A 23,505-nucleotide genomic window follows, 5' to 3' on the forward strand; every position below is an offset into this window, starting at 1 on the left:
GCGACGCCGGCGACGGCTACTTTCTCCCCGTTCACGGGAAAAAATGCCCGGCAGGGCAATGAGGGGCGGCGCTGACCTTCGACGTTATTTGCGAAGTCCGGTGTGAGTTTTGGAGGTTGGCCCCTCGCCACCCTCAGGCGGCGGCTCCCACCCAAATACACTCCGCCCGCCCAGCAAATGCGACTGGTCCATCTCGCCGGCCACGATCTCCTTCAAGCTCGGCCCCGTCACATAGCGTTCCATCCGCCGTGACTCGCCGTCCAGCCGCCTCAGCGCTTCCAACTCCTCGCCGCGTCCGAGCTTTGCCTTTCCCACCGCCGATTTCAGCACGGTGATCGTCTCGTCATAGACTTTTAGCGGCACGGGGAAGGGGTGGCGGTCCTTGCCGCCATGGGCGAGGGAGAAGCGCGCCGGGTCGGAGAAGCGGTAGGGGGCGCCGTGCACCACTTCCGACACCATGGCCAGAGCCCGCACCGTGCGCGGGCCGACGCCGGGGACCAGCAGCAGTTCGGGAAAATCCTTCGGGCCGCTTTCTACGGCCGACGCGATGTTGCCGTGCAGGCGGCGCATGACGACGTCGCTTTCGCGCACATCGTGATGCGCGGGCATGACGAGGTTGGGGAGCAGCGGCTGCGCGGCGGGCTCGGGTTCGGGTTGCGGCTCCAGCGCCGCGAGCTCGGTCAGGATCTTCTCCGGGCTCATGGTCTTCAGAAGCTCGACCTGGCCGCCGCGGGCTTTTTCCGCGCGCCGGTCGGTGAGATTGACGATCTCGCCCTGGGTCTCGCCCTCGATCGCCGCATGCGGCTGGTCGACGAAGCTTTTGAGCCCTTCCGACAGCCAGTGGTAGCGGCGCGCCTGTCGGGCGTCGCCGTTCATGCCTTGCTGCACCACCACCCAGTGCCCGTCATCGGCGACGATGAAGCCGTGCAGGTAAAGGTCGTAGCCGTCCTGTACGGCGGCGCTGTCGACTTTGGCGACGAGGCGGCTGGCGGTGGCCAGGGCATCGCCGTCCAGGCCGACGCGATCGCCGATCGCCAGCAGCTCGCCCGGCGTCTTGCGCGAATGCGCGCCGCGTCCGCCGCAGACATGGATGCCGAGCTCGTTGCTGAGCGGATTGAGCCCGCGCTTCAGCGCGCCGATGACCGAGGTGGTGATGCCGGAGGAATGCCAGTCCATGCCCATCACGGCGCCGAAGGACTGGAACCAGAAGGGATGCGCCAGGCGCCTGAGCAACTCGTCCCGGCCGTAATGATGGATGATCGCCTCGCACAGCACCGCGCCGAGCTTCGTCATCCGCTCGCCCAGCCATTTCGGGACCCGCCCGCCATGCAGCGGCAGGTCGGCGCTGCCGCTTCGCTGCGTCAAAGATTTTCTCCGTGGATGCCGGAGAGTTAGATGGCATTTTGGCGGGAATTTGCAAGGCGCCGAAGCGATCTCCCCCACTGGGAGGAGATCAGCCAGTCCGCCGGCCGCCCGCTAATACCGGTAATAATGCCCGTGGTGATGCCTGTGGTGCCGGTAATGATGCCTATGGTGGTACCGGTGGGGATAGACGTAGTAATGTCTGTAATACCGATGGTACCGGTAGTGCGGATAGCGGACCACGTAGCCGGGATAATAGTCATCATAGTAACGCGGGCCGTAATAGCGGCCGCCGTAATCGAAGAACGGGCCGCCGCCGTAAAAGGGACCACCGAAGAACGGGCTGAAGCCGCCGAACGGACCGAAGAACTGTGCATCCGCAGGCGCGACTGTGGCTGCGGCGGAGGCGATGGCAATCGCCGAAACAAGTAACAGTTTTCTCATGGCAACCTCCTCCTGAAGGCCAATTACCAAATAAACGCGCCGCAGCAAGCGTATGTTCCCGATCACTAATATTCGCCGCGCGTGGTCGCCCTCGAGGTGGGTCGCAAAAGCGGCTAAAAAGCCAGTCCGCCGTTGCCAGCGAGCTCAATATCTGCAGACGCGGATCGCCTCGTAGACCCGGTGGTGATGACGCCAGTGTCTGACATATTCGACTTGGCAACGCCTGTGCTGCCGGAAATAGTAATTCCGGTAGTAGTGCGGCCTGTAGCTGTAATATTGGTGATAGTACGGCTGATAGATGTACCGGTCACTGTCACCGTAGGACGGTCCGTAATCCTCATAATCGTCATCATAATAGCCGTCGCCGATGCCGATCCCGAATTCGAAGCGTCCGGCGTTGGCCGGGCCGATTACGGCGGACGCCGACGCGATGGCTATAACGGAAGCGAGCAGGAGCTTTTTCATGACTGCCTCCCTGGGTTGATCACCCCATAAACGCCCGGGAGGCAGCGTATGTTCCGAATCGCTAATATTCGCCCGCCCACCGCTGGCGATGGGCGGGTCGTCATCTCCCCTCGCGGTGGAGATCAGCAAATTGCGGGCACTAATCAGCGCTCGCAAATGCGGATTTTTTCAATGACGCGGTGGTGATGGCGCCAGTGCTTCACGATCTTGACCCGGCAATTATCGCGATAATACCGGCTATGATAGCGAACCACATAACGCTCACGATCGGGGGCATAGTAGTCGTCGTCATCATAGATGTGCCGGTAATAGCGGTGAGGGTAGTATCCGCCATAATAGTCGTCGTCATAGCTTGGACCGACGCCGATGCCGAGTTGCACGCCGCCGGCGCTGGCCGGCGCGATCGCGAACGCCGAGGCGATGGCGATCATCGAAGCAAGCAGAAGCTTTTTCATCGCTGCCTCCTTGAGTTTCGAGGACGCCCCTTCACAAGCTAAACGGTTTCGAGGTGGCCGTGTTCCGAGGAAAATGCGCTGGGCTATCTCCCCTCGAGGGGCCTCAAGGAGAGAGGGCGTCGCGCTTTGTCGCATCGCACCATGCAAGGCCTGCCGTTATCGGCTATGCCGTCGCAAGCCAATTCCGGCGAACCACAGGAGCCCTCCATGACAAAGAAGACCATTCTCAAGTTCGGCGCTGTCGAGCATGCCGATGGCGGCGATCTGCCGGGCTGGATCGCGGTCGAGGGTTCCCCCACCATGCAGACGGCGGTCCAGCACACCACCGAGGATGGCAAAGTGATGTCCGGCACCTGGCGCGCCTCGCCCGGCACCTATCACGCCACCTACACCGACTATGAATTCGTCCACATGATCGCCGGCCGCATCATCATCACGCCCGATGGCGGCGAGCCGGTCGAGGTCGGCCCCGGCGATGCTTTCGTGGTAGAGGCCGATTTCAAAGGGACGTGGAAGATCCTCGAGCCGGTGACGAAGCACTTTGTCGTTGTGGTGGGCTGAGGCTGGTAATCTCCCCCCTCGAGGGGGAGATGTCGCCGAAGGCGACAGAGGGGGTCGCCGCGCGTGAAGCGCCGACGCCCCTCCGGTCCTCATCCTCGGGTCAAGCATGACGAAGGAGTGGGCGCCGCTACCGCCCCACTTTCGAAATCACCCTTTTTTCCACCTCCGGCTCAACGATTTCGCGAAGGGCGTCGCCATATGGTGCTGGTCGCGGAAGGCGAGCTTGCCGTCGATGAAGACGTGGCAGGTGGTAGCGCTGCAGAAGCGGTCGGTGAGGTCGACATAGGACGCGTTGGGGACGCTGGTTACGATCTCGCGTTCCAACCTGGCCATCTTGTCGTTGGCGGCATAGGCCCGCGTCTGGTCGCAGCGCGAGGGCCTTTCGTTCCGCCAAAGCGCCCGCGCCACGCAGGTGTCGACATTCGCGTTGTTGAACGGCACGTCGCGGATGAAGGCGACCTTGAGGCCGGCCTGGCTCAGGCTGGTGAGCGTGGAGCGCAGGCCGGCCCGCCAGTCGGCGTCCTGGCTGTCCGTATCGCCTCCGCCTCCGCCGCCCGCCATCTTGCGTCCGCTGGTCAGCGCCAGCTCCGAGATGACCACCAGCGCCGGCCTTGCCCCAATGATCTCCTTGATCGCCTGCTCGCGCCAGCGGTCGCATTCCGAGTAGGCGCGCTTGAGCTCGGATGACCAGACGCTGATGCGCGAGGCGCGGCAGGAATTCTTCAGCCAGGTCACCACCCGGTAACCGTTTTTCCGGCCCGCCTCGATCAGCGGCGTCGACCAGTGGTCGGCGTGGGAATCGCCGAACAGGGCGATAGTGCGCCTGCCGTCGCCGAACACACAAGGGGTCGGCGTCACCGTCTCATAGTCCTGCACGCAGCCCGCCCTGGCGCGGGTCGTGGAAGGTTCCGCGGCACTCGCCGCGATGATGCGCTGCTCCGGATCGAGGTCGTGCACGGCGAGCCTCGCATTGCCGTAAGCGGCTGCGACGCCGGTGCCGGTCAGGAGGAGGGCCGGCACCAGCGCCCGCGCCGCATCGGCCATCAGCCAGCCGCTGCGACGGATCGGGTTCTCGATGAGGTGATAGCTGAGGATGGACAGCGCGAGGGTCAGCGCAAGGCAGTAGAGCCGCTCGGCGGGTGTCAGCTCCGGCGCCAGCATGCCGGCATAGACAATGACCGGCCAATGCCAGAGATAGAGCGAATAGGAGAGCCTGCCGATCCATTGCAAAGGCGGCAGCGCCAGGGCGGCGTTCACGCAGTTCCGTTTGGAATTGCGCAAACGAGGAGTGCCGTCCCTGGCGCCGGCCGCTCCCGCCTTGAGCAGAAGGACCGTACCGACCACAGGCAGAAGCGCCAGAAAGCCGGGGAAGGGAGCGTCCTCGCTGAAGGTGAGATAAGCGACCCCGATCATCGCCAGTCCGGTCAGGCTCAACGCCCGCCCCAGCCGCGGGCGTTCGTGCAACAGCCGCGCGGGCACCATCGATGCGAGGCCGCCGGCGGGAAATTCCCATGCGCGCAGCGGCGAAAAGTAGAAGGCCCAGGGCTGCGATACGCTCGTCACCCAGGCGCAGAGAACAAAGGAAGCGAGGCCAGTAGCGGAGATCGCGACCATGATGGCGCGCTTGCCGGGCTTCACCCAGGCGGCCAGCATCAGCAGCGCCGGCCAGGCCAGATAGAATTGCTCCTCGACCGACAGCGACCAATAGTGGATGAACGGATTGCTCGTGGCGTCATTGGCGAAATAGTCGAACGACCAGCGGATAAGCCACAGATTGATCATATAAGCGGAGGCGAACATCGCGCCCTTGGAATAGAGTGCCTGCTCCTCCGGCGACAGGATGATCGCGCCCGCGGCAAGCGTTGCGGCGATGACGAAAAGCGCCGCTGGCAGCAGCCGCCGCGCGCGCCGGGCATAAAAACGCAACAGGTCAAGCCGGCCGGTTTCGGAGATTTCGGCGACGAGATGGCGGGTGATCAGATAGCCCGAGATGACGAAGAAGATGTCGACCCCGGCAAAGCCGCCGGGCAGCGCGGTCAGGCCGAAATGGAAGGCGACCACGCCCGCCACGGCCAGCGCCCGTAACCCTTCTATGTCGGGTCGGAAATCCTGCGCCGATGCTGACACGAAACACGAACCTCGCAACGTTCGTTCGTATCCCGCCTGGGGGAAAACTTGCGCCTGCGGGCTCATATCGCAATGCAACAAATCTAACGCAGTGCAACATAAGGGGAGGATGGCCGCGGATGGCTGGGCCGGCGCCGGCCGAGCCCGGCTCTCAGGCTGTTGGTTCCGCCCTCCGGCCGTTACCCGACAATCCCCGTATGGTGAACAACCTAAAGGGCCACCGGAACGGCTACTTTGTCTTATGCGGTTGACCGCCGAGCGCAGTTCCCCGAATTGCTCTAGAAGTGAAGGTCCAGCGGCTGCGGATAGGCTTGGCCCGGATCGGCGTTCTTCGATGTCAGGGGCGCCGAGGGCACGATGCCCCCGGTGGCCGTCTTATCGAGCAGCGGCCGACTTTTCTCGTTGCAGGTCTTTGTCTCGGTCAGCGGTTTTTTTGTTTTGGCCTCGGCGGCTTGCGACAGCGCAACCGCAACGAGGAGCGCGGATAAAACGAGTTTCATGATCTCCCCTGTATTCATCCCGAACGTATTCATCCCGATGCGGACCCTAGCGCCGGTCGCCAGGTCGCAAAGACGGCGTGCGTGGAAGGCTGTGGAATTCTCTGGATTTCCTGTGATATTAGGAAATGGAAATAAGCATACGGCAACGGAGATGTTTGCCGGCGTGCTGAATGAATCGTGGGCAATTCGTCTATTCCCGCCACGCGCCGAGACGCTCTGGCGGCGAAAGGCGCCGAGGGGTTTGTGGCATGGCGCAGCACATCGCGCAAAAATTAAGGCTGACTTCGGCTTTGCTGGGGACGGTGACCCGAAAAGATCTCGCGGCGGCGTTCCGCGCCGTCAATCCCAGAACGGCATTCGATATCGGCCGCGCCGACAAGTGGCTGCAGGGTCGGGCTCATCCGCGCGAGCTCAGCGTCTACGAGGACTGGGCAAAGCTGCTGCAGCTGGAGCAGCCGGGCGTGTGGATCGCTGAAAGCGATCTGCCGAGCTTCACCGCCACCGTCTGCGCCCGTCACGGTAAGGACCGGGGCGCGCTCGAACGGCTCGCCGCGCAGCAGTTCGAGGCAGCCTCTGCGCATGACGACCGCGCCCAGAGCATCGCGCTGATCGGAAGCTATGCCTGCTATTCGCGCGCCTGGTCGCCCTACTATCGCGGTCAGCTTATCAAGGGTAGCCTGTCGATCGAAGCGGGACCGGGCGTGCACGGCCTCACCGCCCATTACCGCGAGGCCTTGCCGACCGGCCAGCTCGTTCTGGGCGGCCCCGTGACGCCCGCGAAGCGCGGCCTGTATGTCCATGTCAGGGAGGTCGGCGGCGACGCCCAGTTCTTCTTCAGCCTGTTCCCCCAGTCACAGCCGGGTAGCGTGCTCGGCGGCTATATGTGTGGCACAGCCATCATCGGCCCGGAGGCGCAGCCCTCGTTCACCAGGATCCTCATGGTGCGCCTGCGCGATCCGGTGCCTGGCGCCCCAGCATGGGGAGGATATCTGCTTCCGCAGGGGTCGATCGCAGCCGACCTGGCGGCGCTCGGCACAGCGATAGAGCATCCGGAAACTGTCGACCGGCTGGTCGGCCGGTTCCTGGGAGCCGACGGCGAAGGCGACGTCGGCCAGATCCCGCCGGCCGAGTTCCGCGCCATCCTTGACGTGTTCGACCGCCAATGGCTGCGGCACGCCGGCTGACGCTTCGCCTTAGCTGGCTGATGCGCCGATCGGCTCGCCAGTCAAATTTCTTCCGCTTGATGGCTGGTCGCCTCACTCTCGTCGCTTGACGTGGAGCACGCGGAGCATAGTTGCTGTCCTGATCTTGCCTTCGACCGGGTCGAGACAGCCGATGAAGAAGCCATATTGCAAACCGACGCTGGCCAGACGTGACAGGCTTTCGGCGGTGACTGCGGCCTTGCCGTCCTCCGGCTTCACGTTCTGAGAATTTCAGAACGCAAAAGCAGGCTCGATTTGTTTAAGCGAGCTGTTCTTATAAGCTGGAAACGTTGCCCGGCCAGGAGCGGGCGGCACACTTCGAAGGTGCCCGCCCGTCCGGCGCCGCCGCCAAGCTGCTGAAACCCCGTCCGTCCCCAACAGCAACGGTCATGGCGTGACCAGCGGTTGCGGATTGCCATTCGGGCGGTGTCCTGTCAACGCTGCCGGCAACCGCTTGGGAGCGCCTTTTTAGTCGTCTTTTGGTGCCCGAAGCATGCGTTTGCAGCCATGCCAGAGCCCCGCCGAGAAGCTCTGAATGGCGGAATTCCGGGCCTTTCCGATGGCCGCAGGCCGCGCCGTACACATAGGCTTATCCGCTTGAACAAGCTGATTTTTCGCCGGCCGGCCTGCCTCTTCGGCCTCGACTTTTTTTGGGTGTAATTCGGCAGCGCAGCACCGGCGCCTGGCGACGACGGGGTCCTTGAAAGCGGCATCCGGCGCATCTGTGATCCGCTCATGAAAGATGTGATAGAATGTCGCCAGCGAATGGGGGAAGTTGCGATGACCAATTGGTTGTTCGAAGTTCTTGCCAGACGGCGGTCATGGCTGGATCGGGTCCCATTGGGGCTGCTTGTCTTTCTGGCGACCTTGGTTGCAGCGCTGATGGGCGCCGCCGGCGCCTAAGCGCCACGGAGCAAAAGCGGTCGCTATTTCCTTGTCCGACCGCCTTGAATTCGAAAATCGCGGGCCTGAGCCTCACCGGCCGCGGCCGCTCGGTAAGATCGACCACACGCACCCATCTGTCGGCGCCGGCGCGCAAGGTGACTTTCTGGCCAAGCGCCTTCTCAGCCGCCTCGAAAGGTGTCTTGGCTTCTATCGAATGGACCGCGACGACGGCTTCGCCGTTTATCTCCTCGACGCGATAGGTTTTCATGCCCGTTTCCAGGGCGCCCGCCGTTTCGCTTCTCGCGCAGCATCCCGTAGCCGCGCAGGCCGGTTCCGTTGCAGGCTGGCAGGAAACCTGTTGTCCAGGGCAATTGTCGCGAAATGCGCCAACGAGATAGCACTGCCGTTCGACGCTACCTGCTTCTCGCATTCGAACACATTTCCGGCGCCGGCTTTTCAGGGCATGGGTTTCTCGTCCCGGTGAAGTGGCGGAAAGGGAAGGCGACACACCTCTTTCACCAGCCCGCGCAGCCAGCGATGCGCCGGATCGACCTCGAGCCTCGGATGCCACAAGAGCGAGATGGTCAGCGCGGCGAGCTTTACCGGCAGCGTGAAGGTGAACAGCCCGTCGCGCAGGGTGCCGGTATAGCGCTCCGGCACGGTGGCGATGAGGTCGGAGCCGCGCGCCAATGCCAGCGCTTCGGCAAAGCCGCCGACCACGGTCGCAACCTTTCGCGTCAGTCCGGCGAGCTCCAAGGCGTCGTCTACCGGGCCGCGGTCGAGGCCGCGGCGAGAGATCAGTATGTGCCGGGCGGCGGCGAAGCGGGCGGCGGTGATACGGCCTTCGCTTAACGGATGGCCGGCGCGCACGACGCCGACGAAGCGGTCGCGGAACAGCGCCTGCGCGCGCACCTCCGGGCCCGTCGAACCGCCGACCACGCCGGTCTCCAGATCGACCGCGCCCTCGCGCATCGGGCCGCTGTCCTTGTCGGGCTTGGGCACGAAGCGCAATTGCACGCCCGGCGCTTCCTCGGCCACACGGGCCAGCAGCGCCGGGCCGAAATTCTCGACGAAACCGTCGCTGTTGCGGAGCGTGAAGCTGCGGTCAAGCCGCGCAAGGTCGAGCCGCTCGGCGGGCCGCAGCACCGCTTCCGCCTCCCTCACTAGTCGCCCGACCTCAGCGCCGAGCTCGACGGCGCGCGGCGTCGGCACCAGGCCGCGCCCGGCGCGCACCAGAAGCGGATCGCCGGTCGCCGTGCGCAGCCTCGCCAGAGCCCGGCTCATCGCCGAAGGGCTGAGTTTCAGGCGTCGCGCGGCTCGGGCGACGCTGCCTTCGGCAAGCAGCACATCCAGAGTGGCGAGCAGGTTGAGATCGGGTCCCGACATGGCGAAACCATAGCACGGATCCGCCAAAGCGACATGGCGTCTGATGCACTATTCAAGTGCAAATGCTGCGCGTTCCGCCATGTCACGCCCACGCTTATCTTCCCGGCAAGTTCAACCAACGGAGAAGAAATCATGGCCGACATTGCTGAAACCCGCGCCGCGCGCCTGCGCCATTCGACGGCGGGCGCGTTGGCCAGCCTGTCGCTTGCCATGCTCGTCTCCTCGCTCGGCACCAGCATCGCCAATGTCGCGCTGCCGACGCTGAGCGTGGCCCTCGCCGCGTCGTTTGCGGCGGTGCAATGGGTAGTGCTCGCCTATCTGCTCGCCATCACGATGCTCATCGTCAGCGTCGGGCGCCTCGGCGATCTGGTCGGCCGCAGGCCGCTGCTCATCGCCGGCCTCGCGCTGTTCAGCGCCGCCTCGTTTGCCGCATCACTCGCGCCGTCGCTGGCGCTGCTGATCGCCGCGCGCGCTGTGCAAGGCCTGGGCGCTGCCGTGATGATGGCGCTGACGATCGCTTTCGTCGGCGAGACGGTGCCGAAGGAGCGCACCGGCAGCGCCATGGGTCTGCTCGGGACCATGTCGGCGATCGGCACGGCGCTCGGGCCTTCGCTCGGCGGCGTGCTGGTCGCCGCGCTTGGCTGGCGCTCGATCTTCCTGGTCAGTGCCGGGCTCGGCGCCGTTGCGCTGCTTGCCGCCTGGCGCTTCCTGCCAGCGGGCGAAGCAACAGCGATGCGAGCCTTTCATGGGGAGGCGAGGGGCCGCTTCGATACGCTTGGCACGCTGCTGTTCGCCGCCACGCTTGCCGCTTACGCGTTGTCCATGACCATGGGGCGCGGCCATTTCGGCGGCCTGAACGTGGCGCTGCTCGGCGGGGCAATTGTTGGCGCGGCGCTGTTCATTGTCGCCGAGGCCAGGGTGGCGTCGCCGCTGGTCAAGCTCGCACTGTTACGCGATCCGGTGCTGGCGCCAGGCCTCGCCATGAACGCGCTGGTCTCGACGGTGATGATGGCCACGCTGATCGTCGGTCCGTTCTTCCTGTCGCGCGCGCTGGGCCTCGGCGCCGCGACGACGGGCGCTGTTCTATCGATCGGCCCGGTCGTCTCGGCATTGTGCGGCGTCATTGCCGGGCGCGTCGTCGACCGCCTCGGCGCGGCGGCGATGGTCGTTGCCGGCCTGATCGTGATGGTCGCCGGCTGCGTCGCGCTCGCCGCATTGCCAGGCCTCTTCGGCGTTGCCGGCTATGCGGCGGCGATCATCCTGCTCACGCCCGGCTATCAACTCTTCCAAGCGGCCAACAACACCGCCGTCATGGCCGATGTCGACAGGAGCGAGCGCGGCGTGGTGTCAGGCATGCTGAGCCTCTCGCGCAATCTCGGCCTCGTCACCGGCACGGCGGTGATGGGCGCCCTGTTCGCCTTCGCCATGGGGACAGGGAATGTCGCGGCGGCGGCGCCGGCCGCCGTCGCGCACGGTATGGAGTTCACCTTCGTCATCGCCGCGGGACTGGTGCTGGTCGCAACGGTTATTGCGGTAGCTGGTGGTTGGCGGAGAGGGCGCAGCGCGTAGTCTCGCGCTAACGGAAGATCAGGTGCTTCCGCGATCACGCAATTCCGGCTCGATGTGGGAGCCCTATTCTCGCCAGCCGGCGGTGCCCATTCCGCCTTCGGCCGGTGCCTCAGCTACCCCAACGAACCCCGCCTCTGCGGCACCGGCCTCACTCATCGTGCCTGGCAACGCTGGCCACCCGGCGCTCGGCCTCTGTCCAACTGCGTTGGCTTTGACGTGATTTCCTGTGGCTAGGCATGCTCAAGCGGCCAGGTCGTTGCGCGTCTCGCGCGGCGTGGACGCAGCCATCGCGGCAAGCATGGCATAGAAGTTGGACGGAGGTGACAGGAAGTCGGCGGCAAGAAAAGGCAGGCGGTTCATCAGCCGCCTACCCAAGCAGGAAGCCGGCTATGAGCACGGTAAGCAGCATCGAGGCCGGCACGGCAAGCAGCCAGCGTGCCTCCAGAACACTGTTTCTGTCGTCATTCATGTCGATGCTCCTGTTGCCGTGCTGAAACCCCACGTCGGCAAACGAGCGCCGAAAGCCTTCGTTCCGCCGGTCAGGCGAGGGTCTGAAAGCCTGGTCGGACTGAAGTCGCAAACGGCAGAAAAGAAGCCCGTGTGCAGCAACCAAAACAACGGCCTCGCATTGCCAGCGCGCTGATGTTTCGCGCACTGAACTGGAGCTGTTATGAGCCTCGATAAACCCGTGGACGATCTGGAAGACCAGCCATATGAGACGGTGTTCTTCGCCCGCAAATACGGCCTGTCCCACCGGCTCGCCAAGACGATGATCGAGGCGAACGGCCCGGGGCGGCGCGCCTGCGATGCCGCAGCTAGGACCTACCTCAGCTATCTGGCGCTTTGTCGCCGACGCGAAAGTTGAGCTCGGCTCTCGGCGGAGTTCGACTGGCTGCCGCCGCTCACGCTCCGCGCCGGTTCCAAGCGCAGATCGTGCTGGAACCAAAGCGACAGGCAGCGGTTTACCCCGGCGAAGGGATGCTGCAGGAATTAGGATTAAAGCAATGAAAACAGTGCTTCTCGCTGCCTTGGCGCTCTGCGTCGCCGCACCCGCCGTCGCTTCGGCGGCCGAGGCCGATGTCGTCATCAGGACACATCACAGGCATCATTATCACCATCGGCCGGCAGTCGTTATAAATGACGAGGGCCATCGTCTGCACCATCGCCATCACGGCACCGTCGCCTTCTATGACAATGGCGAGCGCGGCTGGCGTCACCGCCATCACCGCCGCGACACGGTCGTCGTTACGAGTTCCATTCACCGGCATCATCATCGGCCGGTGGTCGTCGAGGGTAGCTCCGACTATTGAGACACCATCTGTCATAAAAAATCCGGTCCTGCACATGCGCCATGACGCTCGAGCCGGACCGGATTTTTCATGCCTTGGAGGCACCGTGGTCCCTCTACCTAGGCCGCGCTTTTAAGTACGCCGGCCTGAACCCGGGCTGCCGCCGGGTGAGGCTGTCAACCAGGCCGGTCGGGATCAGGATGGTGGCGCCGCGCTCCCTGGTCGTCTCGCGCACCCTGATGGTCTCGTAAACGGCATTCATGGCGCGCAACCGCAGCGCCGCCGTTCGGCGCAGGGTGCCCTTCGACGCCCATTGGACTTCGGCACGACACAACCCATATTTGAGGCCATGGAGCTTTGAGCGTGACCTTCGCGCGGGTGGCCCTTCTCGCCGCTGCCCTGGTGGCAGCGGCTGCCGTTTCTTCCGTCTCCTCGACCGAGGGCGGGAAGATCGCACTGAGGGTTGCTATTGACGGCGCTATAGGGCCGGCGAGCACCAGGCAGCTCGAGGAGGCGCTCGACACTGCTGCTGAACGCAACGCCGAAGTGCTCATTCTTCAGCTCAACACGCCGGGCGGCCTGGTCACCTCGATGCGCGAGATGATCGCCGACATCCTGGCCTCGCCCGTGCCCGTTATCGGCTATGTCGCGCCGGCCGGCGGCCATGCGGCGAGCGCCGGCACATACATCCTTTACGCCACCCATGTCGCGGCGATGGCGCCGGGCACCAATCTGGGCGCGGCGACGCCGGTCGAGATAGGCGGGCTGCCGTCGCTTCCAGGCGGCGACAAGGACAAGAACCAGAAGGGCGTCACCGACCGGCCGGCCGGCGACGAGATGATGGCCAAGGTGACCAATGACGCGGTCGCGCTCATCCGCTCGCTCGCCGAGATGCGCGGCCGCAACGGCGACTGGGGCGAGAAGGCGGTGCGCGAGGCAGCAAGCTTGTCGGCCAACGCCGCCCTGCAGGAGCATGTCATCGATTTCGTCGCCCGCGACACTACAGAGTTGCTGCAGCTTGCCGACGGGCGCACCGTCGATGTCGCTGGCGCCAAGAAGGTGCTGGCGACAAAAGGGCTACCGGTCGAGACGCTGGAGCCTGGCTGGTTCATACGGCTGCTCTCCGTCATCACCGACCCGAACACCGCCGTCATCCTGATGCTGGTCGGCGTCTATGGCCTTGTCTTCGAGTTCGCCAGCCCCGGCGCCGTGGCGCCTGGCGTCATTGGCACCATCTGCCTGGTGCTCGGGCTCTATGCGCTCAACCTCTTGCCGATCAACTATACCGGCCTGGCGCTGATGCTGCTCGGCATCGCCTTCCTGATCATCGAGGCCTTCAACCCCACCGTGGTGCTGGGGCTGGGCGGCGTCGCCGCTTTCCTGCTCGGCTCGGCCATGCTGCTCAGGGTCGAAGGGCCGGGCTTTGCCGTGTCGTGGGCGGTCATCGGCCCCGCCGCCGTGCTGACGCTCGGGCTGGCGCTGCTCACCGGAACCTATGTCTGGGCGGCGCGCAGGAACCCGCCGCGCGTCGGCGGCGAGGCGATGCGCGGCCTGCCCGTCGAGATCGTCGACTGGCAGGACGGCGAGGGCCATGTGCTGGCTTTGGGCGAGCGTTGGCGGGCGAGAGCCGACGAACCCGTCGCACCCGGCGACAGCGTTGAGGTGACCGACGTCAGCGATCTGGTGCTGACCGTGCGGCGTCGCGATGCGAGCAACAACGGAGTAAAATGATGGTCGGTTACGTGGCCTATCTCATCGTTGCGCTGCTGGTGATCATCTTCCTGTCGGCGGCCATCCGCATCCTGAGGGAATATGAACGAGGCGTGGTCTTCACGCTCGGCCGCTTTACCGGGGTCAAGGGCCCCGGCCTCATCATCCTCATCCCTTTCGTCCAGCAGATGGTGCGGGTCGACCTACGCGTGGTGGTGCAGGACGTGCCCCCGCAAGATGTCATCTCGCGCGACAATGTCTCGGTCAAGGTCAACGCCGTGCTCTATTTCCGCATCGTCGACGCCGAGCGGGCAATCATCCAGGTCGAGGATTTCATGGCCGCCACCAACCAGCTGGCGCAGACCACGCTGCGCTCGGTGCTCGGCAAGCACGAGCTCGACGAGATGCTGGCCGAACGCGACAAACTCAACAGCGACATCCAGGAGATCCTCGACCAGCGCACCGATGCCTGGGGCATCAAGGTCTCCAATGTCGAGATCAAGCATGTCGACCTGAACGAGAGCATGATCCGCGCCATCGCAAAGCAGGCCGAGGCCGAGCGGCTGCGCCGCGCCAAGGTGATCAACGCCGACGGCGAGCAGCAGGCGGCGGCGAAGCTGGTCGAGGCCGGCCGCATGCTTGCGGCCGAGCCGCAAGCCATGCAGTTGCGCTATTTCGAGGCCCTGCACGACATCGCCGGCGAGCGCTCGTCCACGGTGGTATTTCCGCTGCCGGTGGAACTGCTCGGGCAGTTCATGAAGGGGCAGGGCAAGTGAGGCATTGACGCTGCCGGTCTCTTCCTTCGGCCGCAGAGTCAATCAGCCTCGCCGCCGGAACCCTTGCGCATTCTGCCAGCACCTTGCCGATCGCAGCCCGAGCCTTTCAGCGGAAAGCTCGCCGTGCCGTATTTGTCGGCCGAAACCGTCACCTCGCCCCTGCCGCGCAGCATCGCCAGCAGCTCCGCTTGCCATGTCCTTCTCCATTTCGTGGAGCCCTAAAACGCGGTGATAGCGGTCGAGTTCCGTCCGCGGCGTTGCCGGCGGAGGCGAAGCTCCGGAATTGGACTGGAGAGAAGTGCCATGGACTTTCTGCGCGTCTTGGTGGTTCTGTATCATCGATCGCGTCAGCGTCGCCTATTGCCTCGGCGCAGAGGGAACGGGAATCGCGTCGCCTGGCCATTGCCGGAGCCGTCCGCATCTATCTGGCGCTCGTCGGCGTGTAGCCGAAGCGACGGCGGAAGCAGCGATTGAAGTAGGACACGTCGCTGAATCCGCTCATCATCGCAATTTCGCTGACCCGCGTGTCGTCATTGTGTCTTTGGGCGAGCATCTTATGTGCGCTTTGCAAGCGCAGCTCGAGCACACGCTCGGAGAAGCTGATACCCGTCTCCTGGAGGATGTCGTGAATATAGCGCGTCGACAGGCGGAGTTCTTTTGCGACGCCTTGTGCAGAGATGCCGGGGTCGGCGAAATTGTCTGCGATCTTCGCCAAGATTGCCCGCAACCTAGCCGCTCGCAGGCCGCGCAGGCCCGCCATTTCGGCGGCCTGACCTTTTGCGCCGGTGACCAGGCCGATCAAATCGACAATCGTTTCCGTTGCATGTGTTATTAGATCGGCCGAGACGAGGGGGCGGCCAGTTTCAAGAAGTTGGCAATAGCGTTTGAGAAGATCGAGAGCTTCGTTGTCGGCGCCGATCTTCAAGGCCAGCCTGTCATCGATCCGTGGGAAGGCCTGTTTGAGGACGGCGCGTGGGACCACCACGTTCGCCCACATATTCCGGTCGGCACCGACCATTTTCAGTGCTTCCGATGCCGTGACCAGGACCGCTTCTCCCTTGCCGACGCCGTACTCGCGGCCGACCTGCGCCCCGCTCAAAACGGTGTCGGCCTTGTTGATCAGCAGGAGATATCCGTCGTTGCCGTCGTCGGCAATGTTGCTTGCTTTCCTCGTTGCATGCCTGATCGTTCCGGACATCTGGCCGAGAACCAGTGATCCGACAGCCGTGGCTTCGATCGCTGCCTCGAAAGGCAGGTCTGCGGATATGCCGTATTCAACCGACCATATCTCCGCGACATGGATGTCCTGCCAGAGGGAAAATCGATCGCGTTCATTGAGATGCGAGGGCAACTGAGCCGATGAAAACACCGTCTTTCGCGACAATCGAACACCTCGAAAAACTACAGCTTCAAAAAATTGTCGAACGCGATGCTTTCCAATCCGGGAATAACAAGCGACATTGATCGCTCGGCGTTCGACCGATCGCATTAGACCCTTAATCGAGTTTAACCACGCGTGGCGTCACCCCAAAGTATGACGTCGCGAAATCCTTCCAGACGGGATCGGCGTTTTTTTGCGCCGGGCGGCTGTCAATTTGTTGCTGTATTCATCTTTTTTCGCTCATCCCTCATGCGGGGCAGGGCATGTCAGGGGGCGTGGTGGAGAGGCTGGGCAGCGAAGTACTTTATTCGATTATCGGTGAAATTTATGATTGCGTCTTGAATCCGGAAGGCTGGACCGGAGTGATGACCCGTGTCACCGAAGCTGTCGACGCTGCCTATACCACTGTCGCGCTGGCCAGCACCGCTGACAATCAGGGCCGTTTCGCGGCTCAATCAGCTTGGGATCCGGTGCAAATGCGCGCGCTCCAGGAGGATTATGATTTTGACGAAATTCCCGGATTGAAGGCCGCGGTCGTTGGCGACATTGACACGCCTGTTGCGACGCTGTCGCATATGAGCGAGGCCGAGCTCCAGCAAACGCCGTTCTTCCAGAATTGGGCCGGACCGCAGGGATTGCGCGAGGCTTGCATCACCAAATTCGTTCACACGCCGGACCGGATTGGGCTCATGGGCTGCACCACGCGTGCCAACAGGGGTATCATAACCGTTGAAGAGCAGCGGTTCCTGGCATCGCTCTCGCCACATCTGCGCCGCGCTTCCCTGATTGGAGATCTGCTCGATCAGACCCGAATTACCGCCAATTTCTATCGCGAAGCGCTCGACCACCTCGCCGTGCCTATCGTTTTTGCCGGCGCCGACGGAGCAATCCTCTATGCGAATGGGGCTGCCGACCGGATGTTTTCCGGGCAGGGTCCCATTCTTTCCAGGAAGGGCTTGCTCCAACCGCAGAACCCGGTGGTCGCCCGCGCTTTGGCGGAAGCATTAGCCAGTGCTGCCGGCGCAGATGCTTCGCTTGGCTCTCGCGGCATAGGGCTGCCCGTTTCAGCGCCGGGTCAACCACCCGCCGTAGCCTATGTGTTGCCGCTGACCGAAGGAACCGCGCGCGCTGCTTTCCGGCCCGCCTGCGCTGCCGTCTTCGTATCGACCACGACGTCCTCTTCTCCGCTGCCGGAGGCCGTTCTCACGACGCTATTCGATCTTACTCCCGCGGAGGTCCGGGTCCTCCTGCGGATCGGTAGCGGATTGCCCGCGTCCAGGAGCGCCTCGTTGCTCGGCATCAGTGAAAACACGTTGAAGACCCATCTCAACCGGATATTCGCCAAGACCGGCACGAGGCGCCAAGCCGATCTCGTCAAACTGATTTCGGGCATAGGCATGCCTTTCGTGACTGATCAGGCTGCCGCTCGCCGCTGAGCTGGCCGCGCCGAATTCCTCGTCGCGCTGGGCGGTGCCAGGTAGACTCACACCCAAACGCCGCGTCCAGACGGCAATCGACTGAGGCTGTATGGCCACACTGACCGGGAAAGCGTTGCGGCGCTCTCCAGGACAATTCAGGTGCGGCTCAGCCCAAGACGCCGCTGGCGAACAATGCAAAACCTCGACGACACCCGGATCGCCGCCGAGCATTTCGCGGCTGGGGAAGCAACATTGGGGTAGCAAACAGTGAAAACGGTTCTTCTCGCCACAGCCTTCATTCTGGCGCCTGTCGGCATCGCGTCGGCGGCGGACATCAATGAAACCTTGCCCGTTGCCGCCGACTACGACTGGTCCGGCCTCTATGCTGGCGCTCACTTCGGCTATGTCGCCGGAAAGTCCAATCTCTTCATCGCCGACGCTGGCCTTGGGGGTGCCGACGTTAACGCGCCCCTCGACCCGGATGGGTTCATTGGCGGCATCCATATCGGCTTCGATCAGGAAATGGCGAACCGCTTCGTGCTCGGCGCCGAGGCGGACGTTGCTTACAGCAATGTGGATGGGGTGGGGACCTTCACCGGTGCCGGTGCGTTGCTCAAGACCGAACTCAAGTGGTCGGGGTCGGCGCGGCTGAGGGCCGGCTATGCGTTCGATCGGACCTTGCCTTACATCACCGCAGGCGTGGCGGCGGCCAAGTATGAAATGACTGTGATCGCCACCAGCGGTTCAATACCGATCCACGACGAAACCCATCTTGGCTGGACGGTTGGAGCCGGCATCGAGCACGCTTTCACCGATAGGTGGATCGCTCGCGTCGAATATCGCTACTCCGACTTCGGCAAAAAGGATATCTCGGTGCCGCTGTTCGGTCCTGGCACGGTTGCGAACATCGATCTCAAGACGCACGATCTGCGGGTCGGCCTCAGCTACAAGTTCTGATCTGACAGACCGAACAAAACCCCGGCCTCGCGCCGGGGTCTTGCTTGTGCCCGTAACGCATTCCCGCCCGCGGCGCGGGCCGAGAAGATGACGACGCGCGCTCGGCCGGTGAGCTCGTCGGCGCGACCATCGACACCTGCCGGCCCCTTCTGTGATCAATACGAAGTGAGGTGGAATTGGCGGCGCCGAAGCTGCCAATCTCGCCTCAGATCAATTTCTCCAGCGTGATCGGCAGATCGCGCACTCTTTTTCCCGTCGCGTGGAAGACAGCGTTGGCAATCGCCGGCGCGATGCCGACGATTGCCAGTTCGCCCACGCCCTTGCCCCCAAGGGCGGAGGAGTGCGGGTCGGGGATGCCGACCGATATGGTCTGGATGTCGGGAATGTCGGCGTTGGTAGGCAGCATGTAGTCCGCGAAATTGCCGTTGACGATGCGGCCGTGGCGGCGGTCGACGATACCTTCCTCCAGCAGCGCCTGGCCGATGCCCATGATGATGCCGCCCTTCCACTGGCTCTCCGCCAGCTTGGGGTTATAGAGCCGGCCGGAATCGAGCGCCGACACCACGCGCGACACGCGCACCGTCCCGAAATCCTCGTCGACGCGAACCTCGACGAAATGCGCGCACCAGGAATAGCGCGAATAGTCGCCCTCGGTGTGCGGGATCGACATGGCTACCGTGGTGTAGTTCTTGTAGCGCTCCTCCGGCGTCGTGCTGGCCGGCAGCGTGTCGCCCTTGGTCTCGATGTGGTCGCGGCCGACGGCGCTCATGAGTTCGCCGATCGACAAGTCCGGTCCTTCGCCGCGTGGCGATGCGATGCGGCCGTCCCGCACGACGAGCGTATTCGCCTGCAGCTTCTGGAAGGGCGAGCGCGGGTCGGAGAGCGCCAGCCCGATCAGCTCGTCCAGCGCTTGGCCGGCCGCCTTATGGACAGCGCCGGTCATGACGCCGGCAAGCCGTGAGCCGCCGGTAACGCCGGCGCGGGCGAAATGCGAGTCGCCGAGCTTCACAGTGACATTCTCCACCGGCACGCCGAGCGTTTCGGCGGCGGTCTGCGCCAGGATCGTGTAGGTGCCCTGGCCCATGTCGATGGAGGAGCTTTCGACCACGACCGAACCGTCGGCGAGTATCTTCACCACCGCCTCGCCATGGGCGCGCCGCACCGGATAGGTGCCGGCGGCAACGCCCCAGCCGATGAACTGATGGCCGTCGCGCATCGAGCGCGGCGCGGGCGAGCGCTTCGCCCAGCCGAAGGCCTCGGCTCCGGCGGCAAAGGCTTCGCGCAACTGGCGCGTCGACCACGCCTTCCTCGCATGCGGATCCCGTTCGGCATAGTTGATTAGCCGGATCTCCAGCGGATCCAGCCCAAGCTCATGGGCGAGCTCGTCGATGGCGCATTCGATGCCGAAAGCGCTCGGGTTCTCGCCCGGCGCGCGCTTTGCCCCCGGCACCACCGTGTTCACCCGCACCACATTCTGCTTCGAGGAGAAGTTGGGCGTGGCATACATGATCGAGGTGACGGAACCGAGCGGCTCGACCCACATGCCGTCCACAGCCGTCTCGTTGACGCCGCGGTGCACGATGGACTGGATCTTGCCATCCCTTTCGGCGCCGATCGCAACGGTCTGACGCGTCGCGGCGCGGCCGCCATAAGACGTAAAATTCTGCGGGCGGTTGAGCACCAGCTTCACCGGCCGGTCGAGCATCTTGGCGGCAGCCGCCGCCACCGCGCTGTGCGCCAGGGCCAGCGCCTTGGAACCGAAGCCGCCGCCGATATAGGGCGAGACCAGCCGCACATTCTCGAACGGGATCGAAAACCACTCGGCATAGGTGCGCGCCATGCCGTCCAGCCACTGGCTGGGTTCCCAGATGGTCAGCTCGTCGCCTTCCCAGCGCGCGATCAGCCCATGCGGCTCCATCGCGGCTTGGAATTCGCGCGGCGTGTTGTAGGCCGCGCAGATGCGCACAGGCGCTTCGGCGAAGGCGGCTTCAGCGTCGCCCCATTCCTTGGTCATGGCGTCGATCGGGATGCCGTCGCCCGCCTTGCCGTCGCTCAGGTCGACGATGGCCGGCGTCTCGTCATACCACACCTTGACCAGCGCCGCGGCGGCGACCGCCTGCTCGAATGTCTCGGCCACCACCGCCGCGACATGCTGGCCGGAAAAGGTGACCTCGCGCACGAGCGGCGCATAGGTCGGCTGCGACGGCGGGTTGCCGAGCCAGTCCGATGCGCCCCTCAATTCCATGATGGTGTAGGGCGTCAGCACGGCGAGCACGCCGGGCGCGGTCTCGGCCGCGCGGGCGTCGATCGCCGTCACCTTGCCGGCGGCAATCGTTGCGCCGACCAGCACCGCATGCGTCAGCCCCTCGAGCTGCTGCTCGAAGGCATATTTCGCTGCGCCCGTGATCTTGGCCGGGCCGTCGACGCGCGACAGGCGTCCGCCGACCGCTTCGAGGCGCGCGCTGTCGGACGCGGCGTGTTTCATGTCATGAACGGTCATGCCGTTTCTCCCAATTTGAGGATGGCGCGCGCGATCACGCGCGGCGCCAATGCGATCTTGTAGTGGTTGGCGCCATGGTCGACCGCGCCTTCCATGGCGAGCTCGCTCGCCTCGCGGATCGTCGCTTCGTCGAGCGCTTTGCCCTTCAGCGCGTCCTCGACGGCGCGCGCCCGCCACGGCTTCGTCGCGACGCCGCCGAGCGCGACGCGGATGTCGCGGATGGTGCGGCCATCGCCTTCGAGCTCCAGCCCGACCGCGGCGCTGGCCGCGGCGAATTCATAGGACTGGCGGTCGCGCACCTTCATGTAGGTCGAGCGTCTGGCTGCGGCCGAGCCGGGAATCTCGATTGCCGTGATCACCTCCCCCGGACGGATGTCGTGCTCCTGCTCGGCTGTCGCGCCAGGAGCCAGGAAGAAGTCTTCGACTTTGAGCTTGCGCTCGCCGAGATCGACCTCGGCGTCGAAGGCGACGAGCGCTACGGCGAGATCGCCAGGATAGGTAGCGATGCAGGCCTCGCTCACGCCAAGCACGGCATGGCCGCGCGTCACGCCGCCGATCGCCGAGCAGCCGCTGCCCGGCTCGCGCTTGTTGCAGGCCGGGAAGTTGGCGGGATCACGGAAATAGGGACAGCGCGTGCGCTGCATCAGGTTGCCGCCGATCGTCGCCATGTTGCGCAGCTGCGCCGACGCCGCCTGCCAGAGCGCTTCCGAGACGGCGGGGAAGAAGCTCTTCACCTCGGCATTGTCGGCGACATGGCTCATCTTCGCCAGCGCGCCGATCAAAGCGCGGTCGGCGCTCGCATCGATGGCGTTGAGCCCTTCGATATGGCTGATGTCGATGACGGTGGCGGGTTCCGCGACGCCGCATTTGGCGAGGTCGACCAGTGTCGTGCCGCCGGCCAGCAGCATGGCGCCGGGAAGGGCGGCCGCGTTGCGGGCGGCCTCTATATTGTCGGCGCGGAAGTAGGAAAAATCTCTCATGAGCGCAGCTCCTGTGCGGCCTGGCGGACGGCGGCGACGATGTTCGGATAGGCGCCGCAGCGACAAAGATTGCCAGCCATGTATTCGCGGATCTCCTCGTCTGAGCCGGCATGGCCCTCGCGGATGCAGGCTACCGCCGACATGATCTGCCCCGGCGTGCAATAACCGCACTGGAAGGCGTCGTGTTCGAGGAAGGCGGCCTGCACGGCGTGCAGCGTGCCGTCCTCGTCAGCGAGCCCCTCGATGGTGGTGATCGAGCGGCCCTCGACCTGCGCGGCCATGGTCAGGCAGGCGAGTACCCGTTCACCGTCGACATGCACTGTGCAGGCGCCGCACTGGCCCTGGTCGCAGCCTTTCTTGGTGCCGGTGAGGTGGAGCCGCTCGCGTAGCGCGTCGAGCAGCGTCACGCGCGGCTCGATGTCGAGCGCGTGGGTCTGGCCGTTGATGGTGAGGTGGAGAGAAAGCGTAGTGGGGCTAGGGGTTGAACCGTTGGCGGCAAGACCGTTCCTGAAGTGGCCGTCTTCGGGAGGGTCGATGATGATCTGGCTGGTCATGGGGCGTCGGGCTCCGATTGCTGGACGCTAGGGATGGAAATGGGACTTGGCGGGGGAGGGGCAAGGGCAAACGTTTGACGAGGGCGCCGTCGGCGGAGAGCCTGATCTCCCCCGCAAGAGGGGAGATTGGCAGCTCCCGCGCCCTGCTCCAGCGGCCAGGGTGCGCTTCCAATCCTTCTCCACGTGACACGCCGCTTCCCTGGTTATATGATAAAGGCGCTCCACTAAAGCGGAGGTCCCTCCGTTTATTTAACTGGGGTCTGGCCAGCCATGGTTCAACCCCCCCATATTGCTTTGGTGGAGAAAAAGGTGCCCGGGCAGGAAATGACTGAAGCGACGCGAGACGCGCCAGTGCAAAGGCCGCTGCGCGCCGATGCGCAGCGCAACCGCGACAAGCTTGTCGAGGTGGCGGCACAGATGTTTGCGAGCGACGGCGTCGACGCTTCGCTGGAGGAGATCGCCAGGCGGGCAGGGGTCGGCATCGGTACGCTCTACCGCCATTTCCCGACCCGCGAGCATCTGGTCGAGGTGGTTTACCGCCGTGAGGTGGAAGGGCTCTGCCACGCCGCCGGGGAACTGGCTCAGCTGCATCCGGCCGATGTCGCGCTCGAACTCTGGATGCAGCGCTTCGTCCACTACATCGCCACCAAACGCGGCCTCGCCACCAGCTTGCGGATTCTGCTTACCACGAATTCGACGCTGTTCTCCGACACGTCCGGTCGTGTCTCAGGCGCGATGCGAGGCCTGATCGAGGCCGCAGCCGCCTCGGGCAAAATCCGCGCCGACGTCGACGCCTCCGATGTGATGCATGCGCTGGGCGGCATCTACTCGGCGCCGAACACGCCCGACTGGCGCGAGCGGTCGGGGCGTCTGGTGAAGCTGCTGATGGACGGGTTGCGCTTCGGGGCGAGGGGTTGAGGCTGCCATCCAACGGCTCCCCGACTGGCATTCACCAACCCACGGCCTACATGGTCGGCATCACCC

Annotated in this window: 24 protein-coding genes; 10 read left to right on the plus strand and 14 right to left on the minus strand. The window is 64.4% G+C overall.

The annotated features are described in order from the left end of the window. Positions 1-84 precede the first annotated feature (84 nt). The 4 genes from LB553_RS12135 to LB553_RS12150 form a co-directional block, all read right to left on the minus strand. A complete protein-coding gene (locus tag LB553_RS12135) occupies positions 85-1,365 on the minus strand; it encodes a DUF763 domain-containing protein (protein WP_224513452.1) in 1,281 nt (426 codons plus the stop codon). Between the two features lie 111 nt (positions 1,366-1,476). Further along, complete coding sequence (locus LB553_RS12140) at positions 1,477-1,806, minus strand: hypothetical protein (RefSeq protein WP_224513453.1); 330 nt, start codon at positions 1,804-1,806, stop codon at positions 1,477-1,479. 144 nt (positions 1,807-1,950) lie between these two features. Beyond that, on the minus strand, positions 1,951-2,271 hold the full coding sequence (locus tag LB553_RS12145) for a hypothetical protein (protein WP_224513454.1): 321 nt from the start codon (positions 2,269-2,271) through the stop codon (positions 1,951-1,953). 143 nt (positions 2,272-2,414) lie between these two features. Next, positions 2,415-2,726, minus strand: coding sequence for a hypothetical protein (locus tag LB553_RS12150; RefSeq protein ID WP_224513455.1), 312 nt, complete (start codon positions 2,724-2,726; stop codon positions 2,415-2,417). 207 nt (positions 2,727-2,933) lie between these two features. Here LB553_RS12150 and LB553_RS12155 point away from each other — a divergent pair, with 207 nt between their 5' ends. Continuing rightward, the gene (locus LB553_RS12155; protein ID WP_224513456.1) at positions 2,934-3,287 is read left to right on the plus strand and encodes a cupin domain-containing protein; all 354 of its coding nucleotides are present in this window, start codon (positions 2,934-2,936) and stop codon (positions 3,285-3,287) included. 147 nt (positions 3,288-3,434) lie between these two features. On the opposite strand, the gene LB553_RS12160 is transcribed toward LB553_RS12155, so the two are convergent. Then, positions 3,435-5,414: an acyltransferase family protein gene (locus LB553_RS12160; RefSeq protein WP_224513457.1), complete on the minus strand. Its 1,980-nt coding sequence runs from the start codon at positions 5,412-5,414 to the stop codon at positions 3,435-3,437. A 278-nt stretch (positions 5,415-5,692) separates the two neighbouring features. Then, a complete protein-coding gene (locus LB553_RS12165) occupies positions 5,693-5,947 on the minus strand; it encodes a hypothetical protein (protein ID WP_224513458.1) in 255 nt (84 codons plus the stop codon). 215 nt (positions 5,948-6,162) lie between these two features. On the opposite strand from LB553_RS12165, the gene LB553_RS12170 reads away from it, so the two are divergent. After that, positions 6,163-7,098, plus strand: coding sequence for a hypothetical protein (locus LB553_RS12170; RefSeq protein WP_224513460.1), 936 nt, complete (start codon positions 6,163-6,165; stop codon positions 7,096-7,098). Between the two features lie 72 nt (positions 7,099-7,170). Here the strand turns inward: LB553_RS12170 and LB553_RS12175 are convergent, their stop codons facing one another. The 3 genes from LB553_RS12175 to LB553_RS12185 all read right to left on the minus strand — a co-directional run bounded on the left by LB553_RS12175 (position 7,171) and on the right by LB553_RS12185 (position 9,387). Further along, positions 7,171-7,335, minus strand: a complete 165-nt coding sequence (locus LB553_RS12175; RefSeq protein ID WP_224513462.1) for a hypothetical protein — start codon at positions 7,333-7,335, stop codon at positions 7,171-7,173. Positions 7,336-7,849: 514 nt separating this feature from the next. Continuing rightward, positions 7,850-8,269, minus strand: a complete 420-nt coding sequence (locus LB553_RS12180) for a hypothetical protein (RefSeq protein WP_224513464.1) — start codon at positions 8,267-8,269, stop codon at positions 7,850-7,852. A 188-nt stretch (positions 8,270-8,457) separates the two neighbouring features. After that, complete coding sequence (locus LB553_RS12185; protein ID WP_224513465.1) at positions 8,458-9,387, minus strand: LysR family transcriptional regulator; 930 nt, start codon at positions 9,385-9,387, stop codon at positions 8,458-8,460. A gap of 132 nt (positions 9,388-9,519) precedes the next feature. Here LB553_RS12185 and LB553_RS12190 point away from each other — a divergent pair, with 132 nt between their 5' ends. The 5 genes from LB553_RS12190 to LB553_RS12210 all read left to right on the plus strand — a co-directional run bounded on the left by LB553_RS12190 (position 9,520) and on the right by LB553_RS12210 (position 14,731). Further along, complete coding sequence (locus tag LB553_RS12190; protein WP_224513468.1) at positions 9,520-10,956, plus strand: MFS transporter; 1,437 nt, start codon at positions 9,520-9,522, stop codon at positions 10,954-10,956. 670 nt (positions 10,957-11,626) lie between these two features. Then, positions 11,627-11,821, plus strand: a complete 195-nt coding sequence (locus tag LB553_RS12195; protein WP_224513469.1) for a hypothetical protein — start codon at positions 11,627-11,629, stop codon at positions 11,819-11,821. A 139-nt stretch (positions 11,822-11,960) separates the two neighbouring features. Then, positions 11,961-12,266 carry a hypothetical protein gene (locus LB553_RS12200; RefSeq protein ID WP_224513470.1) on the plus strand — a complete coding sequence of 102 codons (306 nt, stop codon included), beginning with the start codon at positions 11,961-11,963 and terminating at the stop codon, positions 12,264-12,266. Positions 12,267-12,608: 342 nt separating this feature from the next. Then, a complete protein-coding gene (locus tag LB553_RS12205; RefSeq protein ID WP_224513472.1) occupies positions 12,609-13,976 on the plus strand; it encodes an NfeD family protein in 1,368 nt (455 codons plus the stop codon). Beyond that, the gene (locus LB553_RS12210) at positions 13,973-14,731 is read left to right on the plus strand and encodes a slipin family protein (protein ID WP_224513474.1); all 759 of its coding nucleotides are present in this window, start codon (positions 13,973-13,975) and stop codon (positions 14,729-14,731) included. The genes LB553_RS12205 and LB553_RS12210 overlap by 4 nt, the downstream gene beginning before the upstream one ends. Before the next feature lie 38 nt (positions 14,732-14,769). Here LB553_RS12210 and LB553_RS30520 read toward each other — a convergent pair whose 3' ends face one another. Together LB553_RS30520 and LB553_RS12215 are read right to left on the minus strand one after the other, a co-directional pair. Then, entirely contained in the window at positions 14,770-14,904 is a 135-nt protein-coding gene (locus LB553_RS30520; RefSeq protein ID WP_263484023.1) for a hypothetical protein, read from the minus strand. A gap of 248 nt (positions 14,905-15,152) precedes the next feature. Then, the gene (locus LB553_RS12215) at positions 15,153-16,115 is read right to left on the minus strand and encodes an AraC family transcriptional regulator (RefSeq protein ID WP_224513476.1); all 963 of its coding nucleotides are present in this window, start codon (positions 16,113-16,115) and stop codon (positions 15,153-15,155) included. A 260-nt stretch (positions 16,116-16,375) separates the two neighbouring features. On the opposite strand from LB553_RS12215, the gene LB553_RS12220 reads away from it, so the two are divergent. Together LB553_RS12220 and LB553_RS12225 are read left to right on the plus strand one after the other, a co-directional pair. Beyond that, positions 16,376-17,548 (plus strand): helix-turn-helix transcriptional regulator, encoded by a 1,173-nt coding sequence (locus LB553_RS12220; protein WP_224513479.1) that lies wholly within the window; start codon positions 16,376-16,378, stop codon positions 17,546-17,548. A gap of 249 nt (positions 17,549-17,797) precedes the next feature. Then, positions 17,798-18,487, plus strand: coding sequence for an outer membrane protein (locus LB553_RS12225; protein WP_224513482.1), 690 nt, complete (start codon positions 17,798-17,800; stop codon positions 18,485-18,487). A 205-nt stretch (positions 18,488-18,692) separates the two neighbouring features. Here the strand turns inward: LB553_RS12225 and LB553_RS12230 are convergent, their stop codons facing one another. The 3 genes from LB553_RS12230 to LB553_RS12240 are packed head-to-tail and all read right to left on the minus strand — an operon-like array spanning position 18,693 to position 22,521. Continuing rightward, positions 18,693-20,987, minus strand: a complete 2,295-nt coding sequence (locus LB553_RS12230) for a xanthine dehydrogenase family protein molybdopterin-binding subunit (RefSeq protein WP_224513484.1) — start codon at positions 20,985-20,987, stop codon at positions 18,693-18,695. Continuing rightward, positions 20,984-21,967: an FAD binding domain-containing protein gene (locus LB553_RS12235; RefSeq protein ID WP_224513486.1), complete on the minus strand. Its 984-nt coding sequence runs from the start codon at positions 21,965-21,967 to the stop codon at positions 20,984-20,986. The genes LB553_RS12230 and LB553_RS12235 overlap by 4 nt, the downstream gene beginning before the upstream one ends. Next, on the minus strand, positions 21,964-22,521 hold the full coding sequence (locus LB553_RS12240) for a (2Fe-2S)-binding protein (RefSeq protein WP_224513488.1): 558 nt from the start codon (positions 22,519-22,521) through the stop codon (positions 21,964-21,966). Before LB553_RS12240 ends, LB553_RS12235 begins: the two co-directional genes overlap by 4 nt. A 324-nt stretch (positions 22,522-22,845) precedes the next feature. Between LB553_RS12240 and LB553_RS12245 the strand changes: the two genes are divergently transcribed. Continuing rightward, positions 22,846-23,439, plus strand: a complete 594-nt coding sequence (locus LB553_RS12245; RefSeq protein WP_224513490.1) for a TetR/AcrR family transcriptional regulator — start codon at positions 22,846-22,848, stop codon at positions 23,437-23,439. The last annotated feature ends 66 nt before the right edge of the window (positions 23,440-23,505 follow it).

It is taken from the genome of Mesorhizobium sp. CA8, assembly GCF_020164955.1.
Lineage (GTDB): Bacteria > Pseudomonadota > Alphaproteobacteria > Rhizobiales > Rhizobiaceae > Mesorhizobium.